Annotated in this window: 14 protein-coding genes and 1 pseudogene; 9 read left to right on the top strand and 6 right to left on the bottom strand. The window is 71.7% G+C overall.

The window, feature by feature from the left end:
- Nucleotides 1-69 precede the first annotated feature (69 nt).
- On the top strand, nucleotides 70-1,299 hold the full coding sequence (gene xseA / locus ACH34Q_RS13930) for an exodeoxyribonuclease VII large subunit (RefSeq protein ID WP_395983287.1): 1,230 nt from the start codon (nucleotides 70-72) through the stop codon (nucleotides 1,297-1,299).
- A 9-nt stretch (nucleotides 1,300-1,308) separates the two neighbouring features.
- Entirely contained in the window at nucleotides 1,309-1,572 is a 264-nt protein-coding gene (locus ACH34Q_RS13925; protein WP_395983286.1) for an exodeoxyribonuclease VII small subunit, read from the top strand.
- Between the two features lie 38 nt (nucleotides 1,573-1,610).
- Here the strand turns inward: ACH34Q_RS13925 and ACH34Q_RS13920 are convergent, their stop codons facing one another.
- Nucleotides 1,611-2,276 carry a DUF4245 domain-containing protein gene (locus tag ACH34Q_RS13920; RefSeq protein ID WP_395983285.1) on the bottom strand — a complete coding sequence of 222 codons (666 nt, stop codon included), beginning with the start codon at nucleotides 2,274-2,276 and terminating at the stop codon, nucleotides 1,611-1,613.
- Between the two features lie 20 nt (nucleotides 2,277-2,296).
- Nucleotides 2,297-3,001, bottom strand: coding sequence for a TetR/AcrR family transcriptional regulator (locus ACH34Q_RS13915; RefSeq protein WP_395983284.1), 705 nt, complete (start codon nucleotides 2,999-3,001; stop codon nucleotides 2,297-2,299).
- A 179-nt stretch (nucleotides 3,002-3,180) separates the two neighbouring features.
- Here ACH34Q_RS13915 and glpX point away from each other — a divergent pair, with 179 nt between their 5' ends.
- Nucleotides 3,181-4,212 (top strand): class II fructose-bisphosphatase, encoded by a 1,032-nt coding sequence (gene glpX, locus ACH34Q_RS13910; RefSeq protein WP_395983283.1) that lies wholly within the window; start codon nucleotides 3,181-3,183, stop codon nucleotides 4,210-4,212.
- Between the two features lie 209 nt (nucleotides 4,213-4,421).
- On the opposite strand, the gene ACH34Q_RS13905 is transcribed toward glpX, so the two are convergent.
- On the bottom strand, nucleotides 4,422-5,027 hold the full coding sequence (locus tag ACH34Q_RS13905; protein WP_395983282.1) for a DUF1707 domain-containing protein: 606 nt from the start codon (nucleotides 5,025-5,027) through the stop codon (nucleotides 4,422-4,424).
- A gap of 71 nt (nucleotides 5,028-5,098) precedes the next feature.
- Here ACH34Q_RS13905 and ACH34Q_RS13900 point away from each other — a divergent pair, with 71 nt between their 5' ends.
- Together ACH34Q_RS13900 and ACH34Q_RS13895 are read left to right on the top strand one after the other, a co-directional pair.
- Nucleotides 5,099-6,055 (top strand): ABC transporter ATP-binding protein, encoded by a 957-nt coding sequence (locus ACH34Q_RS13900; protein ID WP_395983281.1) that lies wholly within the window; start codon nucleotides 5,099-5,101, stop codon nucleotides 6,053-6,055.
- A complete protein-coding gene (locus tag ACH34Q_RS13895) occupies nucleotides 6,052-6,837 on the top strand; it encodes an ABC transporter permease (protein ID WP_395983280.1) in 786 nt (261 codons plus the stop codon). Before ACH34Q_RS13900 ends, ACH34Q_RS13895 begins: the two co-directional genes overlap by 4 nt.
- A 45-nt stretch (nucleotides 6,838-6,882) precedes the next feature.
- On the opposite strand, the gene ACH34Q_RS13890 is transcribed toward ACH34Q_RS13895, so the two are convergent.
- Both ACH34Q_RS13890 and ACH34Q_RS13885 read right to left on the bottom strand, forming a co-directional pair.
- Nucleotides 6,883-7,113, bottom strand: coding sequence for a hypothetical protein (locus tag ACH34Q_RS13890; protein ID WP_395983279.1), 231 nt, complete (start codon nucleotides 7,111-7,113; stop codon nucleotides 6,883-6,885).
- 29 nt (nucleotides 7,114-7,142) lie between these two features.
- A complete protein-coding gene (locus tag ACH34Q_RS13885) occupies nucleotides 7,143-8,588 on the bottom strand; it encodes a PLP-dependent aminotransferase family protein (protein WP_395983278.1) in 1,446 nt (481 codons plus the stop codon).
- Here ACH34Q_RS13885 and ACH34Q_RS13880 point away from each other — a divergent pair.
- The 4 genes and pseudogenes from ACH34Q_RS13880 to ACH34Q_RS13865 form a co-directional block, all read left to right on the top strand.
- A pseudogene (locus ACH34Q_RS13880) lies at nucleotides 8,574-9,497 on the top strand (DMT family transporter); the annotation flags it as partial. The gene ACH34Q_RS13885 and the pseudogene ACH34Q_RS13880 overlap by 15 nt on opposite strands.
- 282 nt (nucleotides 9,498-9,779) lie before the next feature.
- Entirely contained in the window at nucleotides 9,780-11,420 is a 1,641-nt protein-coding gene (locus ACH34Q_RS13875; protein ID WP_395983372.1) for a fumarate hydratase, read from the top strand.
- A gap of 92 nt (nucleotides 11,421-11,512) precedes the next feature.
- Entirely contained in the window at nucleotides 11,513-12,805 is a 1,293-nt protein-coding gene (locus ACH34Q_RS13870) for a serine/threonine-protein kinase (RefSeq protein ID WP_395983277.1), read from the top strand.
- Nucleotides 12,806-12,880: 75 nt separating this feature from the next.
- Complete coding sequence (locus tag ACH34Q_RS13865) at nucleotides 12,881-14,305, top strand: class II fumarate hydratase (RefSeq protein ID WP_395983276.1); 1,425 nt, start codon at nucleotides 12,881-12,883, stop codon at nucleotides 14,303-14,305.
- Nucleotides 14,306-14,362: 57 nt separating this feature from the next.
- Here ACH34Q_RS13865 and ACH34Q_RS13860 read toward each other — a convergent pair whose 3' ends face one another.
- Nucleotides 14,363-15,148 (bottom strand): lytic transglycosylase domain-containing protein, encoded by a 786-nt coding sequence (locus tag ACH34Q_RS13860; RefSeq protein ID WP_395983275.1) that lies wholly within the window; start codon nucleotides 15,146-15,148, stop codon nucleotides 14,363-14,365.
- Between the last annotated feature and the right edge of the window lie 252 nt (nucleotides 15,149-15,400).

Below are 15,400 nucleotides of genomic sequence, written 5' to 3'. Positions count from 1 at the left end.
ACTGCACTGCTGCGGCACCGCACGGCACGACACCGCACTGCCCTGTCACGGCACGTAGGCTGGCGTGCCATGGCGATGGAGACCACGGCGGAGTCCCCGGTTCCGGTACGTACCGTGCTGCAGGCGGTGGGCGGCTGGATCGGGAAGCTGGGCCGCATCTGGGTCGAGGGGCAGATCACCGATCTCAACATCAGGGGCGGTACCTGCTACCTGACCCTGCGCGATCCGGTGGCCAACATGTCGGTACGGGTCGTCGGCCCGCGCGCGGTGATCGAGGCCGCGGGCCCGGCCGTGACCGACGGCGCCCGTGTGGTGGTGCACGCCAAGCCCGACTTCTGGATCAACCGCGGCTCCTTCTCGCTCAGCGCGATCGAGGTCCGGCCGGTCGGCGTGGGCGAGCTGCTGGCCCGGCTGGAGCGGCTCAAGCAGGTGCTGGCCGCCGAGGGCCTGTTCCGGCCCGAGCGCAAGCGGCCGCTGCCGTTCCTGCCCGGCAAGGTCGGGGTGATCACCGGCCGTGACTCCGACGCCGAGCACGACGTGCTGCAGAACGGGCGGCGGCGCTGGCCCGCCGTGGCGTTCCGGGTCGAGAACACCGCCGTTCAGGGCTCGTACGCCGTCGGCGAGGTGATGGAGGCGCTGCGCCGGCTGGACTCGGACCCGGAGATCGAAGTGATCATCATCGCCCGCGGCGGCGGCTCGATGGAGGACCTGCTGCCGTTCTCCGACGAGGCCCTGGTCCGGGCGGTCTCGGCGGCCCGTACCCCGGTCGTCAGTGCGATCGGCCACGAGCAGGACGCTCCGCTGCTCGATCTGGTCGCCGACGTGCGGGCGTCCACCCCGACCGACGCGGCCAAGAAGGTCGTACCGGACGTACGGGAGCAGCTCCAGCTCGTCCGGCAGCTGCGCGACCGGGGCCGGCGGGTGCTGGCGGGCGGCGTCGAACGGGAGCTGGCCTGGCTGAAGTCGGTCCGCTCGCGGCCTGCCCTGGCCGATCCGGTCCGCGAGATCGAACGGCAGTCCGAGCAGGTCATGGCGCTGCGCGACCGGGCCCGCCGATGCCTGTCGGGCGCGCTCGACCGATCCGGCGACGAGCTGTCGCACACCCGGGCCCGTCTGCTGGCCCTGTCCCCCGCCTCGACGCTGGAACGCGGGTACGCGATCGTCCAGCGCGAGGACGAGTCGGTCGTACGGGACGCGGCGGGCACCGCCAAGAGCGATCGGCTCCTGGTCCGGCTCGCGGACGGGCGGCTCGCCGTGACCGTGGACGAGATCACCGATTCCGGTACCGCCGGGTCGTAGGGTTGCCGTGTGACCGAAGCCAAGGCGACCGAAGCCAAATCCGAAGTGCCCGGCGAACCGATGTCGTACGAGCGAGCCCGCGACGAGCTGACCGAGGTCGTCAAGCGGCTGGAGACCGGCGGGCTCACCCTGGAGGAGTCCCTCGGCCTGTGGGAGCGCGGCGAGAAGCTGGCCACGATCTGCGAGGACTGGCTGGAGGGCGCGCGCGCCCGGCTCGCCGCCGCGATGGCCAGGCCCGGCAACGGCGACGAGGGCGGCCCCGCCCCGTTCTAGGACGACGGGTTCGGGAGGCCGGGGTTCCAGGGGCGGCTTTAGGAGGTCGGCCGGATCGGCTTGGCCGGCCCGCCCTTCTCCTGCGGCCGCAGCGCGCCCGCCAGCACGGCCAGCTCGTCGAACGACGCGGTGCCGGTCACGACCAGCGTCGGTCCCTCCGGCAGCGTGCGGACCAGCGAGTACGCCTTCTTGTCCTTGCGGTGGTGCTGGGTCCACGCGACCCCGTTCACCTGCCGGGTCCCGATCGACTTCTTGATGTTGGTCATCCGGGGGATGTAGGCCGAGGGCTTCTCGTTGCTCTGCTCCAGCGCCGCGTACTCGTCGGACGGCGTCACGAAGCCCAGATGCCACGCGACCGGCCCGCCCGTACCGAGCCCGTGCATGCGTGAGCTGGTCGCCCGCCATCCCGCAGGCAGCCCCTCAGGGGCGTACACGGTGTACGGGGCGTCACTGCTCATCGCCCACAGCTGCGTGCCGTAGTCGACGGTCGGCAGGACCTCCTCGTCACTGCGCGGCGTGATCAGATAGATCATCCCCACCAGCGCCAGGCAGGCGGCCATCGCCAGCGTGAAGCCGCCCAGCCCGGAGGTCAGCCGCTTGTAGACCCCGGGACTGACGTGCACCGTCCCGCGCCCGCCATCGGCGGGCCCGCGCTCGGGCGCGTCCTCGGTCTGGGTGGACGGGGTGGTGGTCTCGTCGGTCACCCCTCCAGGATCCCGCACGGTCAGGAATGCTCCGAACCGGGGCGCCTGATCGTGCTGATGATGGCCATGATGTCGTCGGCCCGCCGGCGCGCGGCCGCCACATCGTCGCCCGCCGAGACCTCCGACACCGCCCCGGCCATCGCCCCGGTCAGCACCGTGACCAGCGCCTCGTCCACGCCGCCGTCGGCGGTGTGGAACAGCGCGGCGTTGCGCCGGGCCCACTTGCCGAGCCGCTGCCGCATCACCCGGTCGAAACCGGGCGGCCCGTCGCCGGAGATGAAGAGCCGCGCCACGTACCGTTCGGCCAGGCAGCCGTTGAGGTACGCGCGAGCGCCCGCGACGAACAGCCGCATCGGGTCCTTCTCGCCGGCCTCCCGCGCGGCGTTGATCGCCTCGCGGGTGCGCTCCTGCTGGCGGCCCTGCCACTCGTCGAACAGCGTGAGGTAGAGGTCGGCCTTGCCGTTGAAGTGGTGGTAGAGGCTGCCGACGCTGGCGCCCGCCTTGGCGACGATGTCGGTCACCGCCGCCTGGGCGAAGCCCGACTCGCAGAACACCTCACCGGCGGCCGCGAGCAAGGCGCCGCGCGTCGCCGCCCCCCGGTCAGAGGTCCGGACGGAAGCCCCGCTCGCGGAGGGGTCCCCCGCCGCACCCCCTTGGCCGCTCGCGGGCGGCGGGCTCCCGTCCGCGGTCAGGCCGCCGGTCGAGAGATCGATGTCGCTGCTCATGGAAGCTGAGATTACGCCCTCTCGCGCCGGGGAAACGATCCCTTACGCGGGCGGATACCAAATCGGGTCCACGCCCGGAGGCCCGGACCCGGCGCGGACCGCTGGTCTGGTCCAATTTGTGGCGCGGCACCGACCCCCGGACAATTCGTGTCACCAACTGACCGAAAGGGCTGCCTCGCATGTCCGATGACACTATCCTTTCCCCGCTCGCCACCGAGCCCGCCGCTCCGGACCGCAACCTGGCCCTCGAGCTGGTCAGGGTCACCGAGGCGGCCGCGATGGCGGCGGCCCGCTGGGTCGGCCGAGGCGACAAGAACGGCGCCGACGGCGCAGCGGTCAACGCCATGCGCCAGCTGATCAACACGGTGTCCATGAAGGGTGTCGTGGTCATCGGCGAGGGCGAGAAGGACAACGCCCCCATGCTCTTCAACGGCGAGGAGGTCGGGGACGGCAGCGGGGCGGAGTGCGACGTGGCGGTCGACCCGATCGACGGCACCCGGCTCACCGCCCTCGGCATGAACAACGCCATCGCCGTCCTCGCGGTGGCGCCCCGCGGCTCGATGTACGACCCGTCCGCGGTGTTCTACATGGAGAAGCTCGTCACCGGGCCCGAGGCGGCCGACGTGGTCGACATCGAGCGCCCGACCGCCGACAACATCCGCGCGATCGCCAAGGCCAAGGGCTCCTCCGCGTCCGACGTCACCGTGGTCATCCTGGACCGCCCCCGGCACGAGGGCATGGTCAAGGAGGTCCGCGAGACCGGCGCCCGGGTGAAACTGATCACCGACGGCGACGTCGCCGGCGCGATCATGGCCGCCCGCGACGGCACCGGCACCGACCTGCTGCTGGGCATCGGCGGTACCCCGGAGGGCATCATCGCCGCCTGCGCGATCAAGGCGCTGGGCGGCGTGATCCAGGGCCGGCTGTGGCCCCAGGACGACGCCGAGAAGCAGCGCGCGATCGACGCCGGCCACGACCTGGGCCGCGTGCTCACCACCGACGACCTCGTCACCTCCGACGACGTCTTCTTCGCCGCCACCGGCATCACCGACGGCGAACTGGTCGGCGGGGTCCGGTACGGCCGCGACTCGGCGTTCACCCACTCGCTCGTCACGCGCTCCCGCAGCGGCACCATCCGTACCGTCGCCAGCGAACACCGCCTCAACAAGCTGAGGGCCTACAGCACCATCAACTTCGACTCTGCTAGCTAGGGGGCCACCCCCCTAACCCCCGGGCGGACCGTTCGCGCCTCCCTTCGCTCGCTGCGCTCGCGAAGGGGGGCGCGCTCGGTTCCGGTGGTGGGCTCCCGCCCCCCACACGGATCCGAGCGCGCCCCGGAGCGAGCGCCAGCGAGCGCAGGGGGCGAACGGTCCGCCTGGGGGTCTGGGGGTGGTCCCCCAGGCAAATACTGTAAATACCCCTAGCGGCCTCGGCGGGCTCTCATGCGGTCGCGGAAGGAGCGTTTGGGGGCTCTGGCCTTGATGGAGCCGCAGATCAGGGTGCCGCCGATCTCGATGGTGGGGCCCTGGTCGGCTGGGCGGGTGCGGAGTTCGCGGGTGCTGAGGATGGTGCGGCCCGTCACGTTGACCTGGACGCCCTCGGGGACGATCAGGCGGATCCGGCCGCCGATGACCAGGGAGTCGAGGACGATGTGGCGGCGCTGCAGCACGGCATCGCGCAGGTCGAGTTCGACCGTGCCGAACAGGGCCAGCACCGGGAGCTTGACCGGGACGACCCAGCGGCCCTCGCGGCGCATCCGGCCGAAGAAGGCCGAGATGGGGCGGTCGTCCACCAGGATCGGCTGGGACTCCTCGGGGCTGAGGTCGCCGGTGATACCGGTCAGCTCGCCCAGGGTGCGGGACTCGTAGGCGCGGGTCGTCCGTTCGGAGTGCTCTTCCATGGTGATCCGGCCGTCGGCGAGGGCCTCGCCTAGAACGCTGACCACGCGCTCTCGGTCGGCGTCGGAGGCCCGCAGGTCGCGTACGCGCGTCGCCTGCTCGGCGGGGCGCCGGATGGGCGTGTCCACGCTCCCAGAGTAGCGGCCCGGAGGGCGAAATCCGTTGGGGAATGTTCCCTCTCATGCTTACTGTGGCGGGTATGACGGTTCAGCGCCACGCGATCGTGGCCGGGGAGGGGACCGGCGGTGCGGGGCCCGCCATCGCCCTGCGCAAGGTGGTCAAGCGGTTCGGTGACTTCACGGCCGTCGACGGGCTCGATCTCGAGGTACAGGCGGGCAGTTGCCTGGGGCTGCTGGGGCCGAACGGCGCGGGCAAGTCCACGACGATGAAGCTGCTCACCGCGCAGGCCATCGCGGACGAGGGGTCGATCGAGGTGCTCGGCTTCGCCGTTCCCCGTGACTCCAAGCGCGCGCGGGCCGCGATGGGGGTCGTACCGCAGCAGGACAACCTCGACGAGGAGCTGACCGCGCGGGAGAACCTGGAGGTGTTCGCGCATCTCTACCGGGTGCCCCGGGAGCGCCGCCGGGCGGCCGTCGACGACGCGCTGGAGCTGGCGCATCTCACCGGGCGGCAGCGGACCAAGGTCGACGATCTTTCGGGCGGGATGCGCCGCCGGCTGCTGATCGCCCGCGGTCTGGTGCACCGGCCCGCCCTGGTGCTGCTGGACGAGCCGACCGTGGGCCTGGACCCGCAGGTACGGGCGGAGCTGTGGGGGCTGATCGACGGGCTGCGGGCGGGCGGCACCACCGTGCTGATGTCGACGCACTACATCGAGGAGGCCCAGCGGCTGGCCGACGAGTGCGCGCTGATGTCGCACGGCCGGGTGGTCGCGCGCGGCGGTCCCGCCGAGCTGATCGCCGAGCACGCCGGAGACCAGGTCGTGGAGCACTACGGCCCGCCCGACCGGCTGGCCGAGGTCGAACGGCTCACGCGCGCCGCGGGCCTGCCCACGCGGCGTACCGGCACCTCGGTGTCGGTGCTGAAGGCCGAGCACATCCCGCCGTCGCTGAACGAGGAACTGGGGCCCGACGGGGTACGCCGCGCGGCCAACCTGGAGGACGTCTTCGTCCTGCTCACCGGGGAGGGGGTCGAATGACGGCACCGGCGCCGCTGCGGCGCTTCGAGCTGGCCCCCGTACGGGGGATCTGGCGACACGAGCTGGCGCTGTTCAAGCGCTACTGGGGCTCGCAGTCGTTCGCCTCCATGGTGGAGCCGACCTTCATGCTGCTGGCCTTCGGGTACGGCTTCGGGTCGATGGTGGCCGCGGTCGGCGACTACCGGTACCTGGACTTCGTGGCCACCGGGGTGGTCGGGATCGCGGCGCTGTTCACCTCGGTCTTCCCGGGGATGTTCAACGGCTACATCCGCCGCGTGTTCCAGCACACCTATGACGCGATGCTGGCCGCGCCCGTCGACGTCCATGAGCTGGTCACCGGTGAGGCGCTGTGGATCGCGGCCAAGTCGGGGGTCTATGCCTGCACGCCCCTGGTGGTGGCGCTGTTCTTCGGCCTGGACCCGTCGTTCGGGATGCTGCTGGTACCGCTGATCGTGTTCATCACGGCGCTGGGCTTCGGCCTTTTCGGGATGTGGACCTCATCGGTCGTCCCGTCGATCAACTCGTTCGACTACGTGATCACCGGTGTGGTCACTCCGCTGTTCCTGATCGCCGGCACGTTCTTCCCGGTCGACGCGCTCCCCGGCTGGGCCCAGAACGCCGCGCTGTTCAATCCCCTTTTCCACACCGTCGAGCTGGTCAGGCACGCCGTGTTCGGGCTGGAACCATTGGTTGATTTGGGTCATTTGGGCGCTTTGATCCTTTTTGCGGCGCTGATGTGGCTCATCGCCGTCCGGGGAATGCGCCGCCGCCTGATCGACTGACGGGACGCCGGTCTCCCGGCGTCCCGTCCCTTTCGTCAGCGTCCGTCAGGCATCTTCCAGGGCCGTTACTGCCCGTTCGCCTGCCGCTTGGGCTTCCTCGGGGGTCATGTCCTCCAGAGCGCGGGCTACCGCCGTCAGGGCGGCGTCGCTTGCCGCGCGAGCGGTGAGCGAGTGCTCATGGGCACGTTCCAGGTCGCCGAGCCCCACACAGTCGAACGCCACCTGCGCGTCATGGGCCGCCATCTTCAGCTGCCGCGCGGCCTCTTCCAGACTCATGCGTCCCTCCTTCACCGGGGATCGTGTAACTACCCTTGGGCACGTTGGGTAACCACTTCTCCCAGGAGACGAGCGGCTTCGGCGAGGCGGGTCTCGCTGGTACGCGCGTATCCGAGGACGAGTGCGGGCAGTGCCTTGGGGCCGCGTTCCCGGGACCACATGGGCGTGGCCCCCGCGACCGCTACGCCGGCCTGTGCGGCGGCGGCCACGACCGCGCTCTCGTCGCATCCCCTGGGGAGTTCCACGTAGAGGTGGATGCCCGCTGAGACGCCACGTATGGCGGCGCCCGGCACATGCTCCTGCAAGGCCCTCACGAGCGCGTCGCGGCGCGTACGGTACTGGCGGCGCATCAGGCGTAGGTGCCTGTCGTAGCCGCCGCTGTGGATGAAGTGGGCCAGTGCGTGCTGCTCCAGCACGGGCGAGCCCAGGTCCGTGTGCGCGCGGTGCGTACGGAGCCATTCGGCCAGATCCGGCGGGCATACGGCCCAGCCCAGGCGCAGTGCGGGGGCGAGCGCCTTGCTGACCGAGCCGAGCAGGACCACGCGCCCGGGGTCGATGCCCTGGAGGCAGCCCACCGGGTCGCGGTCGTAGCGGAACTCGGCGTCGTAGTCGTCCTCGATGACCAGCCCGTCGGCGGCGCGTGCCCAGGCGATCAGCTCGGCCCGCCGGTGCGGGGACAGGACCACGCCGGTCGGGTACTGGTGCGCGGGCGTGACCAGGACGGCGCGCGCCTCGGTACGGGACAGCGCGTCCACGTTCAGGCCGTACCGGTCGACGGGGACGCGGATCAGCCGGATGCCGGTGGACTCCAGCATCGGCCGCTGGCGCACGCTGGTGGGGTTCTCGACCGCCAGCGTGCGGTGGCCGGCCGCCAGGAGCGCGCGGACGACGGTCGACATCCCGTGGGCGACCCCGCCCATGACGACGACCTGGTCGGGGTCGGTGTACGCGGCGCGGACGCGGCCGAGATAGGCCGACAGCTCGGCGCGCAGGACCGGGGCACCCTTGTAGTCGGGATAGGACAGTTCCTCGTTCGGCAAGGCGCGCAGCGAGGCGCGGACGGCCGCGGCCCAGCGTTCGCGCGGGAACGCCCCCAGGTCGGGGGTGCCCGGCCACAGGTCGTACGCGATGCCCTGCCGGGTCTGGCCTCCGTGTGGCTCGCCCGGCCCGGCGGGCGGGTCCTGGGGCATGCCCTGGGGCGTTGGGACGGGTGGAGGGCCGTCCGGCCGGGCCAGCCGCGCCACGCGGGTACCGTCGCCGCGCCGGGCGATCAGGAAGCCCTCGGCGATGAGCTGCTCGTACGCCGTGACCACGACGCCGCGGGAGACCTCGAGGTCGCGGGCCAGATCGCGGCTGGAGGGGAGCCTGGTCCCGGCGGCGAGCCGGCCGGAGCGGATCGCGCCGCGGAAGCCGGCGGCGATCTGGGCGGCCAGCCGTCCGGCGGAACGGTCGAGGGGCAGATGAAGGTCGGTCACATCACCTTCAGCGCCAGAAGGGCGACCGGACGTCACGCCCCATCGATTGGTCCGGTATCCATTGCTCCGATTGGCCCTGTATCCAGGACCAAGAGCGCCCTAGCGTCCCATGCCATGAGTGAGACCACCAGTCCCCGGGGCCTGATCGGCGCCGGCTCCGCCATGTTCCTCGTCGGCACGCTGACCGCCGTCTCCGCGACGATCGCCGACTACCCGGTCTTCGGCGGGCAGGCCATGCGCTACGCGGTGGCCGCCCTGATCCTGTTCGGGGCCGTCTGGATCACCGGCCGCGGCCGGGCCGCGCCGCGCCCCACGGCGCGCGAACTGCTCCTGCTGGCCCTGCTCGCCGGGACCGGGCTCGCCGCGTTCAACGTCTGCATCGTCGCCGCGACCAAGGACACCAGCCCGGCCACGATCGGGACCGTGATCGCGACGGTGCCGGTGGCCCTGGCGCTGGCCGGGCCGCTGCTGGAACGCCGCAGGCCGGCCCCGGCCGTGGTGCTGTCGGCCTGCGTGGTGACGGCCGGCGCGGCGCTGGCCAACGGGTTCGGCAGCGGTACGGCGCGCGGCCTGCTGCTGGCGCTGGGCGCCCTGGTGGGCGAGGTGTGCTTCTCGCTGCTGGCGGTGCCGCTGCTGCCCCGGCTGGGCGCGCTGCGTGTGTCGGCCTACTCCGCGGCGCTGGCCGCGCCGATGCTCCTGGCCGTGGGACTGGTGGCTGACGGCCGGGGGGTGCTGCGAGCACCGACCGGGGTCGAACTGGCCGGGTTCGTCTACCTGGCGGTCATCGTGACGACGGTCGCGTTCTTCCTCTGGTACGACGCGATCGGCCGGCTGGGATCGGACCGGGCCGGGCTGTTCGCGGGCCTGATCCCGATCAGCGCCGTGATCACGACCGTGGCGCTCGGGCTGGGCGAGCCCGCCCCCGCCGATCTGGCCGGCGCCGTCCTGGTCGGCGCCGGGGTCGTCGTCGGGCTGCGTCCTCCCCGGGCTCTGCGTCCCCGCCGCGTTCCGGAGCCAGAGCCGGAGCCAGGGCGCCGGAGCCGGCGGCGGCGGAGCCGAGGGGGACGGCAACCGCGGCCCGGGCAGGTCGTACTGTGTAAGCGGCCAAAATGTGTAGGCGGCCCCATCCCAGTCCCGAATGCGGGGGTCGTCCCCCCGCATGCGACCCGAATGCGCGCGCGAGGATCTTCGATGCCTGAGTTCTCCCACACCGACCAGCTGCCCCTCGGCCCCGACGACACCGAGTACCGGCTGCTCACCTCCGAGGGCGTGTCCACGTTCGACGCGGGCGGGCGCACCTTCCTGCAGGTCGAGCCGGAGGCGCTGCGGCTGCTCACCGAGACCGCGATGCGCGACATCTCGCACCTGCTGCGGCCCGCGCACCTGCGCCAGCTGCGCCGGATCCTGGACGACCCGGAGGCGTCGCCGAACGACCGGTTCGTCGCGCTGGACCTGCTGAAGAACGCCGGCATCGCGTCCGGCGGCGTGCTCCCGATGTGCCAGGACACCGGCACCGCGATCATCATGGGCAAGCGCGGCCAGCACGTGCTCACCGACGGCAGCGACGAGGAGCACCTCTCGCGGGGCGTGTACGACGCGTACACCAAGCTCAACCTGCGCTACTCGCAGATGGCGCCGGTGACGATGTGGGACGAGAAGAACACCGGCACGAACCTGCCCGCCCAGATCGAGCTGTACGCGGCGCCGGGCGAGGCCTACAAGTTCCTGTTCATGGCCAAGGGCGGCGGCAGCGCGAACAAGTCGTTCCTGTTCCAGGAGACCAAGGCCGTCCTGAACCCCAAGCGGATGCTGACGTTCCTCGAGGAGAAGATCCGCTCGCTGGGTACCGCCGCGTGCCCGCCGTACCACCTGGCCATCGTGGTGGGCGGCACGTCCGCCGAGTATGCGATGAAGACCGCCAAGTACGCCTCCGCGCACTACCTCGACACGATCCCCACCGAAGGGTCGCCGCTGGGGCACGGGTTCCGGGACGTGGAGCTGGAGCAGCAGGTCTTCGAGCTCACCCAGAAGCTGGGCATCGGGGCGCAGTTCGGCGGCAAGTACTTCTGCCACGACGTCCGGGTGATCCGGCTGCCGCGGCACGGCGCGTCCTGCCCGGTGGCGATCGCGGTGTCGTGCAGCGCCGACCGGCAGGCGCTCGCCAAGATCACGGCCGAGGGCGTGTTCCTGGAGCGGCTGGAGACCGACCCGGCCGGCTACCTGCCGGAGACCACCGACGAGCACCTGGACGGCGAGGTCGTCCGGATCGATCTCAACCGGCCGATGGACGAGATCCGTGCCGAGCTGGGCCGCTACCCGGTGAAGACCCGGCTGTCGCTGTCGGGCCCGCTGGTGGTGGCGCGCGACATCGCGCACGCCAAGATCAAGGAGCGGCTGGACGCGGGCGAGGCGATGCCGCGGTACCTGCGCGACCACGCCGTGTACTACGCGGGTCCGGCCAAGACCCCGGAGGGGTACGCGTCGGGATCGTTCGGCCCGACCACCGCCGGCCGGATGGACTCCTACGTCGAGCAGTTCCAGGCGGCCGGCGGCTCGATGGTGATGCTGGCCAAGGGAAACCGATCGCAGCAGGTCACCGACGCGTGCAAGGCGCACGGCGGCTTCTACCTCGGCTCGATCGGCGGCCCCGCCGCACGGCTCGCGCAGGACTGCATCAAGAAGGTCGAGGTCCTGGAATACGCCGAGCTGGGGATGGAGGCGGTGTGGCGGATCGAGGTCGAAAACTTCCCCGCGTTCGTCGTCGTGGACGACAAGGGCAACGATTTCTTCGCCGATTCCACCGGTCCGGTGCTGAGCATCGGCCGTAGGTGACCGGTGGGTAGTTTTGCCGTATTGGCCCCGAATCCAACTTAGTCGCGAAGTCTCCCCAATGACCGCGTGGCCACTCCGGTATCTTTTCCGCCATGTCTCAGTCAGAGCGCCTCGTGCTCGCGACGCGCTACCGGCTGGTCTCGGAAATAGGTCAGGGTGCCAACGGCACCGTGTGGAGAGGGCATGACGATCTCCTCGATCGCGCTGTAGCGATCAAGGAGCTGCGGCTGCCCGGCGACCTGTCCGAGGACGACCGGGTGGTCTTCTATCGCCGCACCCTGCGCGAGGCGCGGGCGCCGGCCCAGCTGCGCACCCCCTCGATCGTCGAGGTCTACGACGTGGTGATCGAGCAGGGCCGGCCCTGGATCGTGATGGAGCTGATCGAGGCGCCCAACCTCGAGGAGCTGGTCGAGCGGTCCGGGCCGCTGCCGCCCGAGCAGGTGGGACACATCGGCCGGCAGCTGCTGGAGGCGCTCGCCGCCGCCCACAAGGCCGGCATCGTGCACCGCGATCTCAAGCCCAGCAACGTGCTGCTGGACGGCGACCGGGTCGTGCTGACCGATTTCGGGCTGGCCTTCTCGTCCGGGTCGGCCAGCCTGACCAGATCAGGCCATTTCATGGGATCGCCCGCATACGTGGCGCCCGAGGTCGCGGCCGGGGAGAAGGCGACCCCGCGCTCGGACCTGTGGTCGCTGGGCGCCACCCTGTACGCGGCGCTGGAAGGCCGGCCGCCGTTCGAGCGCGAGAACGTGATGGCCACGCTCAGCGCGCTGGCCAACGAGTCGCCGCCCACACCGCAGAACGCCGGGGCACTCGGCCCGGTGATCGCCGGGCTGCTGGAGAAGAACCCCACCCGCAGGCTCAGCCACGCCCGCGCGGTGGACCGGCTCGAACGGGCGCTGACCGGGCCCCGGGCCGGCCGCCGGCCGCCGACACCGCGGCTGCGGATGATGGCGGTGATCGCGCTGATCGGCGCCACCGTGGCGTCCTGCGGGATCGGCGCCACCGCGCTGATCGTCGGCATGATGAAGGAGAGCCCCGGGCCCTCCCCCACGTCCCCGGCCGGGGCCTCGCAAGGAGGCGCGGGCCAGGCGGTCGCGCCACCCGGCGCCGGCTCCAGCACGCTGGTCGTGCGGGCCCGTACCGGCCCCTGCAAGATCTTCGTCTCGGTGCCGGGTCCCGCCCTGCACGTGCTCGCGGACGAGATCCTCGCCAAGGGCGACGCCCGGCAGTACGACCAGCCGAGCCTCACCGCCGTCGTCCACGACGCCGGGGCCTGCGAGGTCTGGCTGAACGGCCGGCAGCAGCCGGCCGGCGGGCCGGGCGAGCGCAAGTCGTACACCGTCCAGAAGAGCGCGGTCCAGCAGAGCACCACCGGAGGCTGACCACCGGGAATGATCGAGTCGCTGCCGGAGCTGTCGCGAGGGCAGGGATAGATTCGTTTCCGGAGGTGGCTTCCCATGACCGAGGTCGAGCGCGAGTACCGGGTCGAGCACGAGTACCGGGTCGAGCACGATTCGATGGGCGAGGTGCGGGTCCCGGCGACGGCGAAGTGGCGCGCGCAGACGCAGCGGGCGGTCGAGAACTTCCCGATCTCGGGACGGCCGCTGGAGGCCGTGCACATCGCCGCGCTCGGCCATGTCAAGGCGGCCGCCGCCACGGTGAACGCCGAGCTCGGCGTGCTGGACGCGGGCCTGGCCGTGGCGATCAGCTCGGCGGCGCACGAGGTCGCCGCGGGCCGATGGAACGACCAGTTCCCGATCGACGTGTTCCAGACCGGCTCCGGGACCTCCTCGAACATGAACGCCAACGAGGTCATCGCCACGCTCGCGGAAGAGCGGCTGGGCCGTCCGGTGCATCCCAACGACCACGTGAACGCCTCACAGTCGTCCAACGACGTGTTCCCGTCCTCCATCCACATCGCGGCCACCGGAGCCGTCACGGGCGACCTCATCCCCGCGCTGCGCCATCTGGAGGGCGCGCTCGCGGCCAAGGCGGACGAGTTCGCGACCGTGGTCAAGTCGGGGCGGACGCATCTGATGGACGCCACGCCGGTGACGCTGGGCCAGGAGTTCGGTGGTTACGCCGCCCAGGTCCGGTACGGGGTGGAGCGGCTGGAGGCGGTGCTCCCCCGGCTCGCCGAGCTGCCGCTGGGCGGCACCGCGGTCGGTACCGGCATCAACACCCCGCCGGGCTTCGCCGCCCGCGTCATCGCCGAGATCGCGCGCGCCACCGGGCTGCCGCTGACCGAGGCGCGCGACCACTTCGAGGCGCAGGGCGCCCGGGACGGGCTGGTCGAGGCGAGCGGGGCACTGCGCACGATCGCGGTCGGCCTCACCAAGATCGCGAACGATCTGCGCTGGATGGGCTCGGGCCCGCGCGCCGGACTGGCCGAGATCCGGCTGCCCGATCTGCAGCCCGGCTCGTCGATCATGCCGGGCAAGGTGAACCCGGTGATCCCCGAGGCGGTCGCCCAGGTGGCCGCGCAGGTCATCGGCAACGATGCCGCGATCGCGTTCGGCGGTGCCTCCGGCAGCTTCGAGCTCAACGTGATGCTGCCGATGCTGGCCCGCAACACGCTGGAGTCGATCACCCTGCTGTCGAACGTGTCGCGGCTGCTGGCCGACCGGTGCGTCGCCGGCATCGAGGCCGACGAGGAGCGGATGCGCGAGTACGCCGAGTCGTCCCCCTCGATCGTGACCCCGCTGAACCGCTACATCGGGTACGAGGAGGCGGCCAAGGTCGCCAAGCAGGCCCTGAACGAGCGCAGGACGATCCGCGAGGTCGTCCTGGAACGCGGCCACGTCGACGAGGGCCGGCTCACCGTGGAGCAGCTCGACGCGGCCCTGGACGTCCTGTCGATGACCCGTCCCGCCGCGCCCTGACCGGTCCTGGGCGCCCTGAGGACGGCTGAGGCGCCAGGAGACGCTGAGGGCGGCCGGCTAGTACCAGCCGACGTCCTGCGAGTGTCCCCAGGCCTTGCAGGGGGTGCCGTAGCGGTTGTCGATGTAGCCGAGCCCCCAGCGGATCTGGGTCTTGTAGTTGGTCTTCCAGTCGGCGCCCTCGCTGGCCATCTTGGAGCCCGGCAGGGCCTGCGGGATGCCGTACGCGCCCGAGCTGGGGTTGGCCGCCTTGTAGTTCCAGTGGCTTTCCTTGTTCCACAGCTTCTGCAGGCAGCCGAACTGGGTGCCGGGGTCGTCCATGACCGACTTGGCGTACGCCTGGGCCACGCCCGCCGGGACGGGGTTGCCCTCCGTCGGGGTCCCGCCACCGCCGCCCTCGTCCTTCTTCGGCGTCTTCTTCGGAATGGGGCTGCCCTTCGGCAGCAGCACCGGACGCTTCTCCGGTGCCTGCCTGGCCGCCCGGTTGGCCCGGTCGGTCGCCTGCTCGCGGCGCTGCTGCTGGAACACCTGCGGGTCGATGGGGGGCGCCGCCTGGGCGGCGTCGGCCGGAGCGGAGGACACCGTGGCCTTGCCGTCGCCTCCGGTCAGCGCCAGCGCGGTGGCCGCACCGCCGCCGACCACGACGGCCGCACCCGCGGCAACGGCGGCGATCTTCATGCCGGTGCGCTTGCCCGCGCGTCCGCCCACTTCGCCGGGACGCCGGCCGGAACGGTGCGGGTGACCGCTCGCGAGCTCCTCGCCCCGGACCGCGCCCATGGTGGCGGTATCGCCACCGGCGTCCTGGCCGTAGGGGGGAGCGGCGAACGGGGAACCTGCCACCTTCACGTCGTCCTCACGCGAGACGCCGTAAGCGCCCAGTGGCTCCTGCCCCAGTGGCTCCTGGCCCTGTGGCGCTGGAGCCAGTGGCGCTTGACCCAAGGGCTCCTGGCCGAGTGGCTCCTGGCCGTAGGACTCCTGGCCGTAGGACTCCTGGCCGTAGGACTCTTGGCCCAAGGGGTCGTGGGGGGCAAAGCTCTGTCGTTCGTCTCGCCTAGGGGACCCGGAACGGTCTCCGTACAAGGCGGTCCTTCCGACGGT

The organism is Actinomadura sp. 9N407 (assembly GCF_044326315.1).
Classification (GTDB): Bacteria; Actinomycetota; Actinomycetes; order Streptosporangiales; family Streptosporangiaceae; genus Spirillospora.
Note: the sequence above shows the minus strand (reverse complement) of the source record. Positions and strands in the feature narration are given on the sequence as shown.

Excerpts from the sequence above, each read along its gene's own strand:
- xseA (WP_395983287.1), top strand. The coding sequence starts at position 70 with ATGGCGATGGAGACCACGGCGGAGTCCCCGGTTCCGGTACGTACCGTG.
- ACH34Q_RS13915 (WP_395983284.1), bottom strand. The coding sequence starts at position 3,001 with ATGAGCAGCGACATCGATCTCTCGACCGGCGGCCTGACCGCGGACGGG.
- glpX (WP_395983283.1), top strand. The coding sequence starts at position 3,181 with ATGTCCGATGACACTATCCTTTCCCCGCTCGCCACCGAGCCCGCCGCT.
- ACH34Q_RS13900 (WP_395983281.1), top strand. The coding sequence starts at position 5,099 with ATGACGGTTCAGCGCCACGCGATCGTGGCCGGGGAGGGGACCGGCGGT.
- ACH34Q_RS13895 (WP_395983280.1), top strand. The coding sequence starts at position 6,052 with ATGACGGCACCGGCGCCGCTGCGGCGCTTCGAGCTGGCCCCCGTACGG.
- ACH34Q_RS13890 (WP_395983279.1), bottom strand. The coding sequence starts at position 7,113 with ATGAGTCTGGAAGAGGCCGCGCGGCAGCTGAAGATGGCGGCCCATGAC.
- ACH34Q_RS13875 (WP_395983372.1), top strand. The coding sequence starts at position 9,780 with ATGCCTGAGTTCTCCCACACCGACCAGCTGCCCCTCGGCCCCGACGAC.
- ACH34Q_RS13870 (WP_395983277.1), top strand. The coding sequence starts at position 11,513 with ATGTCTCAGTCAGAGCGCCTCGTGCTCGCGACGCGCTACCGGCTGGTC.
- ACH34Q_RS13865 (WP_395983276.1), top strand. The coding sequence starts at position 12,881 with ATGACCGAGGTCGAGCGCGAGTACCGGGTCGAGCACGAGTACCGGGTC.